The sequence below is a fragment of the Streptomyces sp. NPDC047982 genome (assembly GCF_043204165.1).
Taxonomy (GTDB): Bacteria; Actinomycetota; Actinomycetes; order Streptomycetales; family Streptomycetaceae; genus Streptomyces.
Genome location: NZ_JBIDBS010000016.1, coordinates 16537 through 31642 on the forward strand (window position 1 = coordinate 16537; position 15106 = coordinate 31642).

Annotated in this window: 18 protein-coding genes; all 18 read right to left on the bottom strand. The window is 69.5% G+C overall.

Annotation, left to right across the window (positions count from 1 at the left end):
• Positions 1-4 precede the first annotated feature (4 nt).
• Positions 5-1081, bottom strand: a complete 1077-nt coding sequence (locus tag ACGF2V_RS20255) for a DNA cytosine methyltransferase (RefSeq protein WP_362708027.1) — start codon at positions 1079-1081, stop codon at positions 5-7.
• A gap of 209 nt (positions 1082-1290) precedes the next feature.
• A complete protein-coding gene (locus ACGF2V_RS20260; protein ID WP_392912805.1) occupies positions 1291-1728 on the bottom strand; it encodes a hypothetical protein in 438 nt (145 codons plus the stop codon).
• Between the two features lie 334 nt (positions 1729-2062).
• A complete protein-coding gene (locus ACGF2V_RS20265) occupies positions 2063-2425 on the bottom strand; it encodes a DUF6354 family protein (RefSeq protein ID WP_362708033.1) in 363 nt (120 codons plus the stop codon).
• A 184-nt stretch (positions 2426-2609) separates the two neighbouring features.
• Positions 2610-3008 carry a hypothetical protein gene (locus ACGF2V_RS20270; protein WP_362708035.1) on the bottom strand — a complete coding sequence of 133 codons (399 nt, stop codon included), beginning with the start codon at positions 3006-3008 and terminating at the stop codon, positions 2610-2612.
• Between the two features lie 183 nt (positions 3009-3191).
• Positions 3192-3413, bottom strand: a complete 222-nt coding sequence (locus tag ACGF2V_RS20275) for a hypothetical protein (RefSeq protein WP_362708037.1) — start codon at positions 3411-3413, stop codon at positions 3192-3194.
• Positions 3414-3673: 260 nt separating this feature from the next.
• Positions 3674-4099: a hypothetical protein gene (locus tag ACGF2V_RS20280; RefSeq protein WP_362708040.1), complete on the bottom strand. Its 426-nt coding sequence runs from the start codon at positions 4097-4099 to the stop codon at positions 3674-3676.
• Positions 4057-4320 (bottom strand): hypothetical protein, encoded by a 264-nt coding sequence (locus tag ACGF2V_RS20285; RefSeq protein WP_255385542.1) that lies wholly within the window; start codon positions 4318-4320, stop codon positions 4057-4059. Before ACGF2V_RS20285 ends, ACGF2V_RS20280 begins: the two co-directional genes overlap by 43 nt.
• 268 nt (positions 4321-4588) lie before the next feature.
• Positions 4589-5506, bottom strand: coding sequence for a hypothetical protein (locus ACGF2V_RS20290; RefSeq protein WP_362708044.1), 918 nt, complete (start codon positions 5504-5506; stop codon positions 4589-4591).
• Positions 5507-5576: 70 nt separating this feature from the next.
• A complete protein-coding gene (locus tag ACGF2V_RS20295; protein ID WP_362708046.1) occupies positions 5577-5759 on the bottom strand; it encodes a hypothetical protein in 183 nt (60 codons plus the stop codon).
• A gap of 407 nt (positions 5760-6166) precedes the next feature.
• A complete protein-coding gene (locus ACGF2V_RS20300; protein ID WP_362708048.1) occupies positions 6167-7423 on the bottom strand; it encodes a DNA cytosine methyltransferase in 1257 nt (418 codons plus the stop codon).
• Between the two features lie 260 nt (positions 7424-7683).
• Entirely contained in the window at positions 7684-8385 is a 702-nt protein-coding gene (locus ACGF2V_RS20305) for a hypothetical protein (protein WP_362708050.1), read from the bottom strand.
• Positions 8386-8679: 294 nt separating this feature from the next.
• Entirely contained in the window at positions 8680-9543 is an 864-nt protein-coding gene (locus tag ACGF2V_RS20310; protein WP_362708052.1) for a hypothetical protein, read from the bottom strand.
• A 323-nt stretch (positions 9544-9866) separates the two neighbouring features.
• On the bottom strand, positions 9867-10247 hold the full coding sequence (locus tag ACGF2V_RS20315; protein ID WP_362708054.1) for a hypothetical protein: 381 nt from the start codon (positions 10245-10247) through the stop codon (positions 9867-9869).
• Between the two features lie 334 nt (positions 10248-10581).
• Positions 10582-11085, bottom strand: a complete 504-nt coding sequence (locus tag ACGF2V_RS20320; protein ID WP_362708056.1) for a hypothetical protein — start codon at positions 11083-11085, stop codon at positions 10582-10584.
• A 274-nt stretch (positions 11086-11359) separates the two neighbouring features.
• Complete coding sequence (locus ACGF2V_RS20325; RefSeq protein ID WP_362708059.1) at positions 11360-12259, bottom strand: DUF4097 family beta strand repeat-containing protein; 900 nt, start codon at positions 12257-12259, stop codon at positions 11360-11362.
• Positions 12260-12710: 451 nt separating this feature from the next.
• Positions 12711-13247 (bottom strand): hypothetical protein, encoded by a 537-nt coding sequence (locus tag ACGF2V_RS20330; protein WP_362708062.1) that lies wholly within the window; start codon positions 13245-13247, stop codon positions 12711-12713.
• A 180-nt stretch (positions 13248-13427) separates the two neighbouring features.
• Entirely contained in the window at positions 13428-13751 is a 324-nt protein-coding gene (locus tag ACGF2V_RS20335; RefSeq protein ID WP_362708064.1) for a hypothetical protein, read from the bottom strand.
• Positions 13752-14015: 264 nt separating this feature from the next.
• Entirely contained in the window at positions 14016-14753 is a 738-nt protein-coding gene (locus ACGF2V_RS20340) for a hypothetical protein (RefSeq protein WP_362708067.1), read from the bottom strand.
• Positions 14754-15106 lie beyond the last annotated feature (353 nt).

A 15106-nucleotide genomic window follows, 5' to 3' on the forward strand; every position in this document is an offset into this window, starting at 1 on the left:
CGGGTCAGGCTGCCTGGGTGCCGGTGCGGGCGGCCAGCTCGGCGGCCATCGCCCGCCGGATGACGTCTTCGGCCAGGCGCGGCGGCATCGCGTTGCCGATCTGCTCGTACTGCTTGGTCCGGGAGCCCCGGAAGGGATGGGTGGGCGGGAACGTCTGGAGCGCGGCCGCGTCGGCGACGGACACTCGGATCATGTCCTTGCGGCCGCCGCGGTAGGCGGGCAGTTCGTCGGCGTCCATCAGCCGGGTGTTGGTGATCCAGCGGCCCGCGTCGCGTTCCCCGTACAGGGTGGCGCGGCTACCCGACCCGCCGACGCAGGAGGGGTCCGGGCCTCCGGCTGCCGTGCCGACCGCGACGGTGAGCGCGGGGCGGTGTGTCATCCCCCAGCCCAGCGCCTGGGCCATCGATACCCAGGGCAATAGGTCCTGGTTGCCGCCGTCCTGGTCGGTGGTGCGGGAGTAGCGTCGGTGGGTCGGCGTGGGCAGTGCCGCCTCGGCCGCGCCCAGGCGGCGGGCCACCAGCACGGCGCGGGCACGGGTCTGCGGGACGCCGTACTCCTCGGCATTCATGCGGCCCGTGACCACCGTGTAGCCCTCGTTGCGCAGGATGTCGGCCATCGCTTCCCACACGGGCAGCACGGTGGGCACCTGCTCCAGCATCACGGTGCGGTACGGACGGCCGCTGTCGAGGGCTTCAAGGACCCAGCGCAGGGGCTCCAGCACCAGGCCGGTGCGTTCGTCGTCCAGGGTGGCCAGACCCCGGCGGATGTCCTTGCGGGCGGCGAGGAGCGTGGCGAAGTGCAGCACCGTGTCCAGGGCCCGGCGCCCGGCGCCCTTGCCGCCGATGGAGTACGGCTGGCACGGCGGTGAGCCGATCAGGTCCGTGGCTGTGGGGAAGTCGTCGGGGTGGTAGGCACGTACGTCTCCCTCGACGGTGTCGAGACCGGCAGCACGGCGGGTCTCGCAAGCAGAATGGTCTAGTTCGATTCCTGTCACAGGGAGTCCGAGTTGCTGTGCGGCTACATCCCAGCCTCCCGGGCCTCCGAAGAGGTCGATTATGTCGACCGTGGACGGATGAGTCATGGCCGGTTCCTCGATTCCTGGCTCTCGTCACCAGGAAGCGGAAGGCCCCGGTGAAGTGGCGGAGCCAGAAAGCCATGAAAGGGAACAAGCCTCGCAAATCACCGGCCCGGTATCAGGCGGAAGCGGAAGGCGCGGGGCAGACCAGGGGCACGGGAGCCCCTGGCTGCATTGCCGAGCGGGGCGCCCTCGTCGGCTGTTGCAGGACTCAATCAGCCACGGACGATGCGGGTCTTCAGGCCGTAGCCGGACTCGTGGTGGCATTCGCGGTTGCGGGCCGCTTCGAGGAGGACGGCTTCGATCTGGAAGCTCTGCCAGGCGCAGATCTCGGCGAGGTAGCGGTCGAGTTCACGGGCGGTGAAGGTGCGGGGCCACCCGAACTCGCCCTGGTGGCTGTGGGTGAACGTCGCGGCCGAATCGATGCCGTACTTCAGGATGCCGTCGTGGATGGTCACCTCGTCGCCGTGGGCGGCCTCGGGGAACTCGGAGGGCTGGATCACGCGGCCACATCCTTCATAGCCACCGGATCGGGTGCACACCAGAGCGGTGCTGCCGGGAATGGGCCGGTAGTGGGTGAACAGTCCGCAGCAGCGGAAGAGAACCCAGCGACGGTCAGCGATACTGGTGCTGCTGGTCGTGGTGTGGGGCATGGACGTTCCTGCTGTATAAGGCCGGAAGGCGAGGTGGGGAGGATAGCCAAGGTGCGTGACCGCACCCTTGGCCTGGACTGCAGGGTGAATGCGCGCTGGGCAACCCCCGCAACTCAGCCGTACCAGGCCGGTGGGCCGGCAAGCCGGGTGCTGCGAGGGTGCGAGGGGTAGCCGCTGAAGGTGCCCGCTCTTCCCGCTCCAGAGTCCGCGCAGCGGCTTCGTGGGCACAGGGCGGCCCCGGCACCGCGAGCGCGGAACCGGGGCCGGGTTGCTGAGGGAGACGGGCCAAGAACCCTTGGCGAGGTTGAAGGACTGTGGGACTCCTGGGAGAACGTCAGGGTGTCGCGCGGTCCGCAGTGTCCTCAAGGTCCAGGGCGTCCCAGGCAGCACGGGCGTAGTCCAGTGGCTTGGCCTCCGGACCGTGGACTGCAGTGATCGCTGTCATGAGCGTGGTGAAGCGCGGATCTGTGGGGATGCTACTGACGTCCTCCAACAGCTCGAACTTTCCGGCGCTGGCGAGGGCACGCACCTGGATACGCGGGTTCTTCTTCCCGGTGGACCCGGCCAGATCGTGCTCGACGAAGCAGTCAGCTCGGTCGTCTTCACCGATGCTGATGACGCGCAGTCGTCGGTCTCGCTCGCGCATGTCGGGCGCGAGATCGCGGTAGAGCTGCCCGACTCTGACGGTTCTGTTCATCCGTAGCCTCTCCTGGCTTTGGTGGTAGCCACGCATTCTCCGTGGTGGCACGTGGTGGCGGGGTCGGGTGGGTGGGGGCTTCTCGGCCTTGGCGTGCCGCCTCGGGGGGCCAGAGCCCTTGCCGACGCAGTGCCACGCGGTTCGTCTGCACGCGGCCTTGATCGTAGCTCTTGATCTGCTGCGGTTAGATATCGATCTCTCGACGCTCACGCATGACGTCGAAGAGTGCGTGCATGCGCAGTTCGTCGTCCTCGCTGTGGAAGGCGTGCAGGCTCTCATCCTTGCGCTGGTCAGGGGTCAGGGTTTCGGCGCGGGTGCGGGCTTCGGCGTACACGATGTCGGCGGCCGTGCGGTCGACGGTGCCGGGGTTGGCGTAGGCGAGTCGCGCGTGGAGGTGGGTGAGGTGGCGCTGGGCGATCCGCAGCGCGGCGATGTCACCGGTGGCGGTGTAGACGATGACGCGGGTGGGGTTCTGCGCATCGTCGACGGTCACTTCTTGGGGGTCGTTGGGGGAAGCGGCTTCGCTGGTGAGGTGGGCGGCCCGGGCGGTGAACTTGTGGACGCGCACGGTGTACTTGAGCATGGACCGACGGGCCCTTCTGGGACTTGGGGGTGTGGAAGGCGGCGACTCGCCGCGGTGTGGGCACCGTCGTGGTGTGTCGGGTTAGCCGGGCAACTGCATTGAGGTGTGCTCTGCGCCGGGCCTGTGGGAGACGGCATCCGCCCCGGCCGTCCACGTGGAAGACAGCCGGGGCGGGTGTCGGCGTTAGACCGGGTCCGCGATCGGTTCGGGATGAGGCCAGTGGGGCATGTCGCGGGCGCCCTCACAGGTCAGGAGGTCGATGCTCTCGCCGTCCTCCAGGCGTCCGCCGCTGAATCCGGTGCGGCTTGGGGCCCCCTGCCACCAGGAGCGGGCCAGTGCGTACGCCTCCTCCTGGGATGGTGCGCGGACAAGGAATCGGAAGGTCCGCTCGTGACTGGTCTGCATCCACAACCGGTACACACGGCGGTGGTTGGGGACGCCCCGGTCGCCGGCGGAGGGGTCAACACGTGGTGGGTGTCCTTCCGTGGGGTGCGTAGCCCGGCGTAGGTGCCGGACGCGGGGACACGATGGGCGCGCGGTCAGCAAGCCGGGCAACATCAGGAAGGGCTGGAAGCACCGGTCAAGGCCCACCCGGTAGGGGCCGGGCATGGGTCTGCCCCGGCACTGCGCAGGGGTGGCTCAGTGCCGGGGCAGAGATCTTGCGGTCAGTTGCTGATCTTGATGACCTCGCTGGCGTTCGTGCGATCGTCGATCACGGCGCGCCACTCGTCTCCCAGGTCCAGGGAGCTGTTGAGGTCACTGCTGCACTGGCGGCACAGACCGGCCGCCTCGGCCTCGGCCTTCTCAATGGCCAGTGCGGCGATCTTGTCCGGATCTGCTTCGTCAGTGGTGACCGTGACGGTGATGTTCGCGATGCCGGTGAGCGGCACGTTGTACGTCGCCATGAACTTCTCCTTGGGCTTCGGACGCCATTCCAGCGCCTGTACGGGGCGTGAACTTGGGCAGGCGGTGTTGTCGGTGAGGAAGGTGGAGGCGGAGGCGGCGCTGGCCGCCGAAGCATCGGGCTCGACCTCGCGGCCGCCGGGAACTAGTGGGCGGGCCAGAGACAGAGTGCTGGCACGGCGTGGCACGGGGCCTTGGTGTAGGCGTTGGGATCGGCCTGTGCCTGGCGCGTGGCCTCGCTCATGTAGCGCTCGCCGCTCCACTCGGTCTCGGCGTGGTACATCGAAGGGTCAACTTCGAACAGGGGCGAGAAGCCGTTGCCTCCAGCATCCTTGGAAAGGATCACGATCGTGTCGCCGGGCAGGTGGTCGAGCTCGGCGAGTTTTCTGCGGAGTTCGGCAAGCGTCATCAAGGTCTCCCGTGGGGGGTATAGCTGATGGCCGGGCCACGCGGGCGGGGGCCATACGACGCAGCCCGGCAAGGCCGGTCGTCGTCGGTCACAGCAGGGTTCGTGCGGCGACATCCGGTGGGATCTCACTCTTGAGGACGTCGCCCTTAGACCCGCAACCAGTGGGGTGACTGGCCGGCGGGCACTGCCCGGGTGATACACGGATGCTGTCAGCGCGTCACACGCGAAGGGCCCGCTCGTCCAGATGGACGGAGCGAGCCCCAGCGGGTCAGTGGTTGGTCGTGGTCGGGAAGGTGATCCGGTACAGCGCGGTGGACTTCTCGTCCGGGACGTGCTCCCAGCCGGACGCGTTGATGTCCTGGGGGACATCGGCTTCGTCCATGGCGAGGCGGAGCACTTCGTCGGCGCAGCCGAGTGTTTCGGTGTCGAAGGGGCCGGTGTCGTCAGCCGTGTCGATCTCACTGTCCCCGGCGAACACCGCACACACGCGGGCGAGGCCGGTCAAGTCGATGAGCGCCGACGTCGCCTCGGGGGCCAGGGCGCGAAGAATCTGGCTGACCCGGACGCCCGCGGTGCCCAGCGGCGCCTTCGGCTGGCCGTCGCGGCTGAGGCCGCAGAGGCATTCGGTGTCCGTCCAGTCCTGGGTGTAGCCACATGCGCACTCCCAGGTGACGACGCACCAAGGCCACTCCCGGCCACCGATGGGGTAGTAGCCGTCGTCGAGCGGTTTGATGACGTCCACTGCGCCGGAGCCCTCGTCATCGACCCACTGCCACTGGACGCAGATGACGGCCGCGCGGGCAGTGCCTGCTCCCCGCCCGGGCTTCCTGTTCTTCGCCTTTCGGGCGGCCCTACGGACCTGCGGGGTGACGGCGATCGGTGTGACGGTCGGGGACTTGCCACGCCAGCGGACGCGCACGGCGACGGCGCGTGCGGCGCGGTCGCCGTCCTCGTTGACCACGTAGGTCTCGCCGCTGTCGATGACGTGGACCGTGTCCGGGCCGCCCTCGCGGCCGTCGATGACGTGGATGGTCTCCACACAGCTGAAGCCGTAGCTGTTGGCCATTTCCAGCGTCCCGGCCGATACCTGCCGACTGGTGTCGAGGCTGAAGAGGTAGGACCAGCCGGTCCACTTGCTGTCGTATGGGCCGACGATGCTGTCCAGAGTGACGCGCGTGTCGATCATGGCGTTTCCTTTCGGATGTGGGTCCGGCTGGAACCTCGTGGGTTCCGGCCGGCTGGTCGTGCTGGGCAGGTCAGCCGCTGTTCTGCGCCGGGTTGATAGCCGTCGTGTGGTCGTGTCCGGTCTCCTTGCGGTCGTGCTCCATGCCCGGGGCGCAGGTGGCGAGGTGCCCGGCCCAGTCCTTGTGGGGGCCGTCGGGGATGATGCGGAACACGAAGCAGCGTTGATCGCAGTACTTGCAGTAGGCGCCAGCCATGGCGTCCTCCTCGTCTCAGTGGGTCGCGCGTTCAGAAGAGCGACGGCGGCGCCGTCGCTGCGAGGGCGGAGGTGAGTGGCGGGGCCCGCAATGGGGGCCGAGCGCCGGTAGGGGGAGCCGGGCCGCGCAACGCGCGGCATGGAGTGCTTGCGCGAGGGGTGTGCGGCCCGGCGGGTGCCTTACCGCCGTGCAGGAAGGGACCTTCGTGCAGCGGCGTTCCGGAGTGACCTCACAGTGCGGTCCTGCGCGGTTAGACCCACAACCTCCAGGGCCCGGCCCCCGAGCGTGGTGCTCCGGCCGGGAGTAGCGATCGGTCCGCTGAGGAACAGCTGGCGTGATGACGCAGCCCCCGGGCGCCGGTGGGCGCGGGGGGCTGCGGTAAGGGGGTGACCTGCCGGGGAGGCAAGTCAGTGAGGCAGTACGGCCTTGACGCGCCGGGCGAGCCAGGCTGCGACGTTGACGGGGACGGCGTTGCCGACCTGGAGGCGCTGGTCTTCCTCGTCTCCGGCGAAGATGTGGTCGTCGGGGAATCCCTGTGCTCGGGCCTTCTCGCGGATGGTCAGCGGCCGGTACTCGCACTCATCGATGCTCAAGTCCGAGGTCGGGCGCACGAGGTAGTGGTGGCCGCCGCCCTTTGCCGTGAGTGTGCCGATCGGCTCGTCCAGCGAGCTGGCCGAGCAGTTGTTGCGCAGGGTCACGATGAACGGCTTGCCGCGGTAACGCTCCAGTCCGATGGCGACCCGGTCACGGGTCGCCTGCACATAGGGCACGTAGGCGCGTTTGAAGTGGTCGAACCAACCGTCGCCGAACCTGTCCCCGCGCACGCTCGGGTCGATGACGTCTCCGATACCTCGGGTGACCGGCTCGACGTAGGCTCCGCAGCGAGGGCTGGGGCATACGTAGTAGTACTGACGGCTCTTGCGGCCGTACTCGCCGACGGGGAAGTCGGGGTTCTTCTTCCAACGCTGGACGCCTTCGACGGGCCCGCAGGTGGGGCACATCGCATCGCATGTCGGCCGCAGATCGGGCAGGCCATGAGCCTCTGCGATGTCGTTGCGCAGGAAGCACCAGACGACCCTGTCCCGGCTCTGAGGCAGTGGGGGAATCCCGTCTACCTTCAGGTGGGCGGCGTTTACCGAGGCGATGACCGGGGTGTAGCCGAGGGCTTCCCAGACGAGCAGCCATGTCTTGAACAGGGGGGAGGTGCCGAATTGCGCGACGTTCTCTCCGACGTAGGCGAGCGGTCGGTGGACCTCGGCGTAGCGGACGGGTTCCCACATGGTGATGCGGGTCTGCGGCCAGTCCGGGCCCGGCTTCGGGCGGCCGTTCTCATCGAGCTCCACCGCCTTGCGGGGGGCGGCCTTGCCGCCAGCCGGGGATGCCTCGGTGCAGATCGGCGACGCGACCAGCACCTGAGCAGAGGGCACGCAGCGCATGTCGATGGTCTGCACGTCGGCAGAGTTAACGAACAGGCCGGGGAAGTTGAGGCGCGCGGTCTCCACTGAAGCCGGGTGGTGGTTCGCTGCGTACAGGGACAGGAACCCGGCTTGAGTGAAGGCGACCATGTCCCCGTTGCCGCCAGTGAAGAAGTGGACCGAGGTGTGTGTGAATTTCGTCAGGGGGGCCTCTATGGGCGCCGCCTGCGCCGTTGTAGCTGCCGTCACGGAAAGTCCTCTCCAGAGCCGGTTGGTGAGAGCCCGGAGCCAAGGGAGGAGGGGGGTCCGGGCGGTGACGGCACCTTGAGGAGCAGCAGGGTTAGCTCCACAACAACCGCCTGCACGAGCCGCGCCCGTCGCCAGATGTGGTCGGGCATCGACGGTGCAACGAAGGGGAGACGGAGCCGGCCGGGGGTGAATATGAGGCGGCCCCGCCACGTGGCAGGGGTGCGCACGGAGCGGGGTCGCGTTGGCAGCGGAAGGATGTGTCAGGCCAGGTCGTTCACCTGGGCGAGGGCGATGGTTTCGCGGTGACCGTCCGGGTGCTGGAACTCCACCACTGCAGCGCCCTCGGCATTGCGGAAGCTGGCGGTGAGGGGTCCGCTTCCGCTGGGGGCGGTAACGCGGGTCGGGGTGGTGGGGCAGAACTCCCAGGGCGTGGTGGGGGCCTCGTCGAGCCAGTCGGCAGCCGCCAGGGAGACGTGCTCGAAGTGTCCGGCGCGCCCCTCGACCTGCGGGCAGGAGCAGCGGACGTGGACCACGCATGTGCCCGTTTCGGTGTGGCCGATGCGAACGGGCGGGACGGGCGCCAGACCGAGGGTGTGGACTCGGTTGTGCTCGACCCGCTGTGCGTGGGCGCGGCGGTCATCGGCCAGGGCGGCCAGGGCACTGCGGATGGCGGTGTCCCGATCGGGGGTGGGGGTTCCGAGGGTGCGACGGTGGCCGTCGACGTCGCGGACGGTGTACTCGTCTTCGCCGGTCACAGGGTTGGGGACATGGAGCACGGCGTAGGCGGCGGGGGTGAATCCGATGTGGTCGGGCAGGCCGCCGGGGAATGTACCGGGCACGGTGAAGAACTGTCCGTCGTGGCCGAACAACTCGCGGGTGGTGCGGTGAGTGGCCGAGCGGTGGTGGGGGCGGTCCTTGGTCAGGTGCGGGAGGTCTCCGGCATTGAGGTCGGATGTGGTCATGGTCGGGTGTCCCTTCTCGTGCTGCCCCGCGTCTGTGCGGGGCGAGGGGGACGGTGGCCTGGCGGCCGGCTAGCTCGGCAAGGGCACCACGGGTAGGCCATGGGCGCTGGGCAGGATCTGTGGTCACAGCTCCATGCGGGGCGGGGAAGGCGCCGGGGGGGGGTGGGGGGGGGGGGGTGGGGGGGGGGGGGGTGGGGGGGGGGGGGCGGCCGGGGGGGGGGGGGGGGGGGGGGCGGGGGGCCCCCGCCCGGGGGGGCCCCCCCCCCCCCCGCTGCTCCTGCTGCTCGGTCGATCTCAGACCTGGTAGAGACCCCAGTGCCTGGCGATCCGGTTCAGGTCGTTGGCGATGTGGTGCTCCCGGCCCTCGGGGTCCTGCTCGTCGTAGTCGCGCTGCTCCTGGTTCCAGTTGTAGGCGAGGATGTTGTGGACGCTGGCAATGACATCGGCCGGAACCAGTTCCGGCTCCCCGACCGGTTCCGGCATCGGGGCGGGCGCGGCTGGCGGCGGGGTGGTGTGGAGCGTCTCGGTGCCGCGTACATCGACGGCCCAGCCGGCGTCGGTCAGGGTGGCTGCGATGCCTCGGGCGACCTCTTCACGGGCGTCGCGGCCCGCAGTCCGGGGAGCGGTTACGTCGATCTGGACCCAGTCGGGGCGCCAGATCACGGGCGTGGGGGTGCTGTAGCTGACGACTGGGGCCCTGTCGCTGGTATCGGTGTGCTGCGTGAATCCGGCATCTTGCAGCAGGCGGGCGGCGCGTTCGGTGGTCGGGGCGTCATCCGGGAGGGCGCGCAGCACACCGGCGTCGACGCGGACGGTGCGGCGCGCTGCTTCGGGGGTGGTGGGGGCCTGTTCGACGGCGGTGTATCCGGCGGCGCGGAGCACGCTCATCGCGGTGCGGACGCGGGATGCCGGGGCGGTGGGGAAGGTCAGGAGCGTGTAGTCGGCGAAAGGGTCATCGTCGGCCTCGGCGTAGAAGAAGCCCTCGTTCCCCGTGGGGTAGCCGTCGGTGGTGAACTCCTGGTGGGCAGAGAGGAGCTCGGCGATGGTGTCGGGCTCGGCGTCGGGTGAGACCGCCTGGGGCGGGACGGCGTCGACCTGGTAGGTGCCGCGGTTGATGTCGATGCCCAGGCCGAGGAAGAAGTCGCAGACCAGGTCCACGGTGTCGCCGCCGTTCCAGCCGCCGTCGCTGTCCTCGATGCTCTTGCATGCGCGGAAGAGACGACTGATGGCCTGGCCTTCGGCGTCTTCGGGTCGTAGTTGAGGGTGCTGTTGGGCACGGTCGTGTCCTCACGTGATCGAGGGATGTTGGCATCGGCGTGCAGCGCTTGGGCGGCTGCGGGCCGGTGGACGGACCGTGGCTGGCGGTGGGGCAAGCCCCGCAACAGGCACCGCGTAGAGGCGGACGCCGGTAGGCAGAGGCGGGGAAGACAGTGCCGCCCCGTCCCGGGGTTCGGGGCGGGGCGGCGGGCGCGGTGGTCGGGTCAGATGGCGGTCAGGTCGGCTTCCCGGGCGTGGATGGTGGCGGCTTCGATGTAGGCGCTGGCCATGTCAGCGGTGGCGGCACGTTCCTCGTCGGTGGTGTCCTCGGTGCGATCGAGGGTGTCGGCGGCCTGACGAAGGTGATGGGCGCAGTGCCGGTACTGGGATGCAGCGGACTTGCCTCCCTTGTCGTCCTGCCAGGTGGCGCGGGCGTCGGCGATGATGGCGAGGACGTGCAGAGGAAGGGTGAGGCCCTCGCCAACCAGGAGGTCGGCGATCTCCCATACCTGGGAGCTGGTCGGGAGTCCCGCGCGCTCCGAGCCTTCCTGTACCTGGTCTGTGCTCCGGGACGTGGAGTGACGGTTGCTCTTGGTGTCGGTCACGGTCAGGGTCTCCAGTGGTGGGGAGTACGTGGGTTGCGTCGAACCAGGACTGGCTGGCCGCGGTCCGGCGCTGTTCGGACCGTGCGGTCGATCAGGGCTAGGCGTGCAACGCCAAGGCAACGCCTCAACCCGGGCGGCTGAGCCAACCCAACCCGAGCCATTCCTTCCGTACCCGTCCCGCCCGGTCACGGAGGGGGCACCTGGTGGGGCGGGCTGGCAGGACGACGGTGAACCGGTGGTAGCCGGTCAAGGCCCGGCGGGTGGGCCGCATGTGCCGGGCCCGTTCCTGGCTGGTTGCGGCAGGGATCGGGCCCGGAAGCGGTGGAATGGCCGGTCAGAGCGACGGCTCACCGTTGGGGTAGAAGAGCGGCTCGCTGCTTCGGGCCTGCACTTGGTGGCTGGTGAAGGTGTCGCTGTCATCGGCGGGCCACACGGGGATGATCGATCGGACCGCACACAGGCCGTCAAGGTCGCTGTCCGGCGCGGCGGGAAGTACCAGGAAGTTCCGCGTGGGCGAGGGGAGGACGCGTGCCAGGTCGGCCAGGGTGCCGATCGCGTACCAAACGCCCGCTCCCCCGTTGTCGCGCTGCAACGTGGCGCAGGTGACAACGAGTTGGGCGTTGGTGGCGTCGAACAGTTCGACCACCAGCTGGTCTGTCGCGCCTGCGGGCCGGATGAGGTAGCTCTCGATCACGCGTCCGCGCTCCTGCGCGAAGCGTCCGTAGCGAGTGAGCAGGTTACGCCGCTCTCGCTCATAGGGGGTCAGTGTCTGGTCGGCGGGATAGTCGAAGTGCTCTCCGAATGGAACCTGCTCGATCACGGGCTTTTGCTGGTTCATGGGCGATCGTCTTTCAGGGGATAGACGGGCCCGTTGACGTGTGGTGCGGTCTGGTAGGGCCCGTGACGAGGGCCGCCCGGGATGGGCAATGCGCCTCTCCCGGGCGGGGCACCCGGTGGTGCTGGGGCCGACCATGTGGGGCGCGGGGGTTAACCGGGCAAGGCGATCGTTCGCGCCTGGCCGGGATGGCAAACGGGCCGAGCCCACCCCGGCCGGCGATCGGCTGGGGCGGGCTCGGTGAAGGGACTGCGGCTCTGCTGGGGCGCGGGATCGGTCAGCGGCGGCGGACGGTTCCAGAGGACGCTGTGGCAGTGATGGTCATGTCGGGCCGGTGCGAGCCGTGCAGGGTGACCGATCCGGAGGCTGAGTGGACGTCGACGGCGCCGGTTGCCTCGGCAGCGATCGTGAAGGTGACGGACCCGGAAGCGGCGCGTACACGCGCCTGCTGACCGGCGTGTCGGGTGACCTGGACCGACCCGGACGCGGCGTCGATGTCGGTCCACTCGGTGACCGTGCCGATCCGTACCGATCCGGAAGCCGCCTTGATCTGCGCACGGCGCACGCTCTCCAGGTGCACTGATCCAGACGAGGCGTCGATCTGCGCGGCTTCCAGGTGGCCGAGGGTGTAGAGGCTGCCGGAGCTGGTGGTGCTGCGCAGTCCGGACTCGGACGGCAGCAGCAGCTCGATCTCGATGCCCTGGTGGCCGTTGATGATGGTGCCTCCGCTGGACGACGTGATGGTTACGCTGGAGGAGTTGATGTGCATGTCGCCGCTGGAGGCGAAGAAGTACGAGCTGCCCGACCCGGAGATGTAGGTGCTGCCGCGGTGGACGGTCCGCGACGGCGTTGCGACGCGGGGCACGACGACGGTCAGCTGGTCGCCGTTGTGCTGGATGCGGGCATCGCGGGCGGCCTGGGCGTAAGGGCTGTTCGGGTCGGCGCAGTACACGCGCACCGTCGGCACCGACAAGGAGTCGTCGACGGCGACCCACAGAGTGGCGTCCTGCGCGGTGACGGTGGCCAGGACCGGTCCGGGCTGGCGAGCGTCACCGGTGAAGGTGCTCAGTGCCTCGGTGCCGGACTTGGCTGCGTCTGCGAGCAGGATGCGGTCCGCGGGCTGGGACTGGGCCGGGAGCTGGGGGGCGTTGCGCTTGACGATCTCGAAGTTGGTCATCTCGGGGTCTCCCTGGCAGGTAGGCGCGCCGGGGCCGTGGTCGGCTCGCGCGCGGCGCCCGGCCCATGGCGGGGCGGGCGGTAGCGGTGGTCCCTGTTCAGCGGGGCCGGGAGGACCGTGACGGGATGGAGGGTTAGCGCCGCAACCACGGCTGTGGCGCTCTGCTTGATGACCGCGCCGCCCGTGTCCATTGCAGTCTGCGCAGGTCAGCGCGTGGTTGGACGACGAGGTGTGGGAGGTCCCGTGATGCGGAAGCGATGCCTCGGAGCGTTGTCTGGCGGCTCCGCCCTGCGGGACCGGGGACCGGATCGACGGCTCCGGCCGACGTGCTCCGAGTGCCGGACGATGGCGTCCGATGGTGAGCGGAGATGCTGCCCCGGATGGCCGGGAACGCCAAGGGCCGTCCTCGGCCGGTTGGCGGAGGACGGCCCTTGGTGTGGGACGCGGGGGGTTACGCGGTGGTGTCCGCGTGGTTGGCGTGGTCGTGGGCGGGGGTGTGGAACTCGACGCGTCCGGCGTGATCGGGCTCAGGCTCGGACACGTTCTCGGGGTTGTCGTCGGTGATGATCAGGTGGCAGCGGCCGGTGGCGTCGGTGATGGTCCACACGGCTTCTGTGAGGTCGCCCTCGTGCTGCAGGTGGCGGGCTTCGTATGCGGCGTCCACGGGGTCGGGGACGTCGTCGATCGTGGCTGACCAGGTAGCGATGTGGGTGTCTGGTGCGGTGTCGGCCGGGGGGATGTTCGGGATCAGGACCAGTGGCCCCAGGCTGAGCGCCTGCTCCCAGCCGGCTTCCTGGAGGGTCGCGGCGTAGGCCGAGTGCTGGTTCAGCTGGTCGTGCTGTGCGGCTGGGCTGGGGTGGTGCATGACCGTGATGTAGCTGTCCGGGACGGTGGTGCGGCGGACGTGCACCAGTGAGAGGTCGTGCACAGCGGCCAGTGCCTCGCGGATGGCCGTGAGCGCGTGGTCGAGAGGAAGGGCGTTGCCCATGGTTCTCCGTAGGGTCGGGGATCAGCATCCGGGAGCGCCCGGCGGCGGTGGAGGGTCGCTGAAGCGGCAGTAAGCCCCGCAACACCGGGTCGCGGTGGGTCGCCGCCCCGGAAGAGCGACCCAAGGACCCGCCCGGCCGGGATCGGCTGGGCGGGTCCAGGAGGCACCGAATCGGGTAGGTCAGCGGATGGCCTTCGGCGCGGGGGCCTTGGGCGCGGGGGCCTTCGGCGCGGCCGGGCGGCCTGCGGGCTGACGCGCGCCCGGCGTGACTCGACGGCTGGGGGAACCCGGCGCGGTGTGCGCGGTGCACGGCCGGGTGCTCGCTGTCTCCTTCGCGAAGGAGCCTCGCATGGGCGCCGTGGGGCAGTGATCCGGAGTGGAGCGTCCGGTGCCACGGCCCGCCTCGGGGAGCACCGCGAGGAGCAGCAGCAGGAGCGCGAGGAACAGCACGACGACGACAAGGGCGAGAACAGTCAGGGACGGGGCAGGGCGTGTACGGGACATGGATGCAACATTCCTTTTGCAGAGGACGATCGGTGGAGGGCCTGGTCGCGCAGCAGGAAGTGAGCCCGCCCGGTGGCGCCCGGCGGTAAGGACAATCGCGCGGAGCGGAGTTAGCGATGCAAATGCCGGGGACTCCACACCGCTCCCTTGGGGCAGTGCCGTCTCCTCGTTTCTGGCCTGAGCAATCGAGAGGCCCGCCCCCAGACCGGTTACGGCGGCGGGGGGCGGGCCCAGGTCGAAAGAGCGGACGGGTGAGGCTGCGGGTCAGACGCGGATCACCGAGTGGCGGCGGACGCGTACCGAGTTGTTGACTGCGGTCTGACGGGCGTGTCCGGTCTGCCCTGGCACTGCGGGCGCGGTGCCGAGGCCGAACACGTCCGCGAGCGCGGCCATCAGGTTCCCGGCGAACTTCTTGGTGCGGTCCATGCCGTTCGCGTCGAACATCCGGAACCCGTCGCGTTCGGCCAGGGCCCAGACTCCAGCAAAGCGCTGGCTGGGCCTGTAGTGCAGGTGCAGCGTGCCTTTGGGGCCAGCAACCTCGATGGCGTATCCGGTGCCGGTCGCTGCGGCGATCGCTCGGACGCTTCCGTCGCTGGCCTTGCGCTCGGCGTTCTTCCGCATCCTGTCGAGTGTCTGTCGCACGATGCTGGGGAGCTGGGTCTCGTCGTCGACGGGTGTCAGGGCGGGGATCTCGGAGCGTCCGCCGGGTCGGGAGAGTACGTCCGGGTCCTTCCAGATGTGCACGAAGTCGTCCACGTCGCGGGCGAGTTCGCGGGGCATGCCGTCGACGGTGAGGGTCGAGTTGTTCCACTTCCAGTCACCGCGGTAGTTGCGGCGCCAGGTGATGGTGAGTTCGACTCGCTCGCTGGTCAGGATCAGCAGATAGTGCAGCGGGGAGGTGCGCTCGACGTAGGCGTCCTGGCCAGTGGCTTCCCACAGGTCATGGCGCACCGTGGTGACCTGCGTGGGAAAGACAGCGGCCCCGGTCAGATGCTCAGGCATGTGTGCTCCAGCGCAACGGTGTTCAGGTCGGTGTGTGGCGGCGGCTCCGGCTCGGATCAGGAGTCCGCAGCGGGTGCAGCGCAGGGTGTCGATGGGGTCCCAGTCGTCGCCGTGGTCGCCGGGCAAGGTGAGTACGGCCTGGAAGGCGGCAAGGGCATCAGTGGACGTGAGAGCGGGGGCAGGTGGATCGGACATGAATGTCTCCGGAGAGGTGGTGCGGTGCGCGATAGGGCGCTCGACGCTCGAGAGGCGGCCCGCTGCGGCCGGCGCGCGGTGCGTGCGGGGGCGGCGGATGGGCCAGGCCCCGCGGTGGTGAGAAGGGCTTCTCCTGCGGCCGCCTGGGCAAGAGTGAC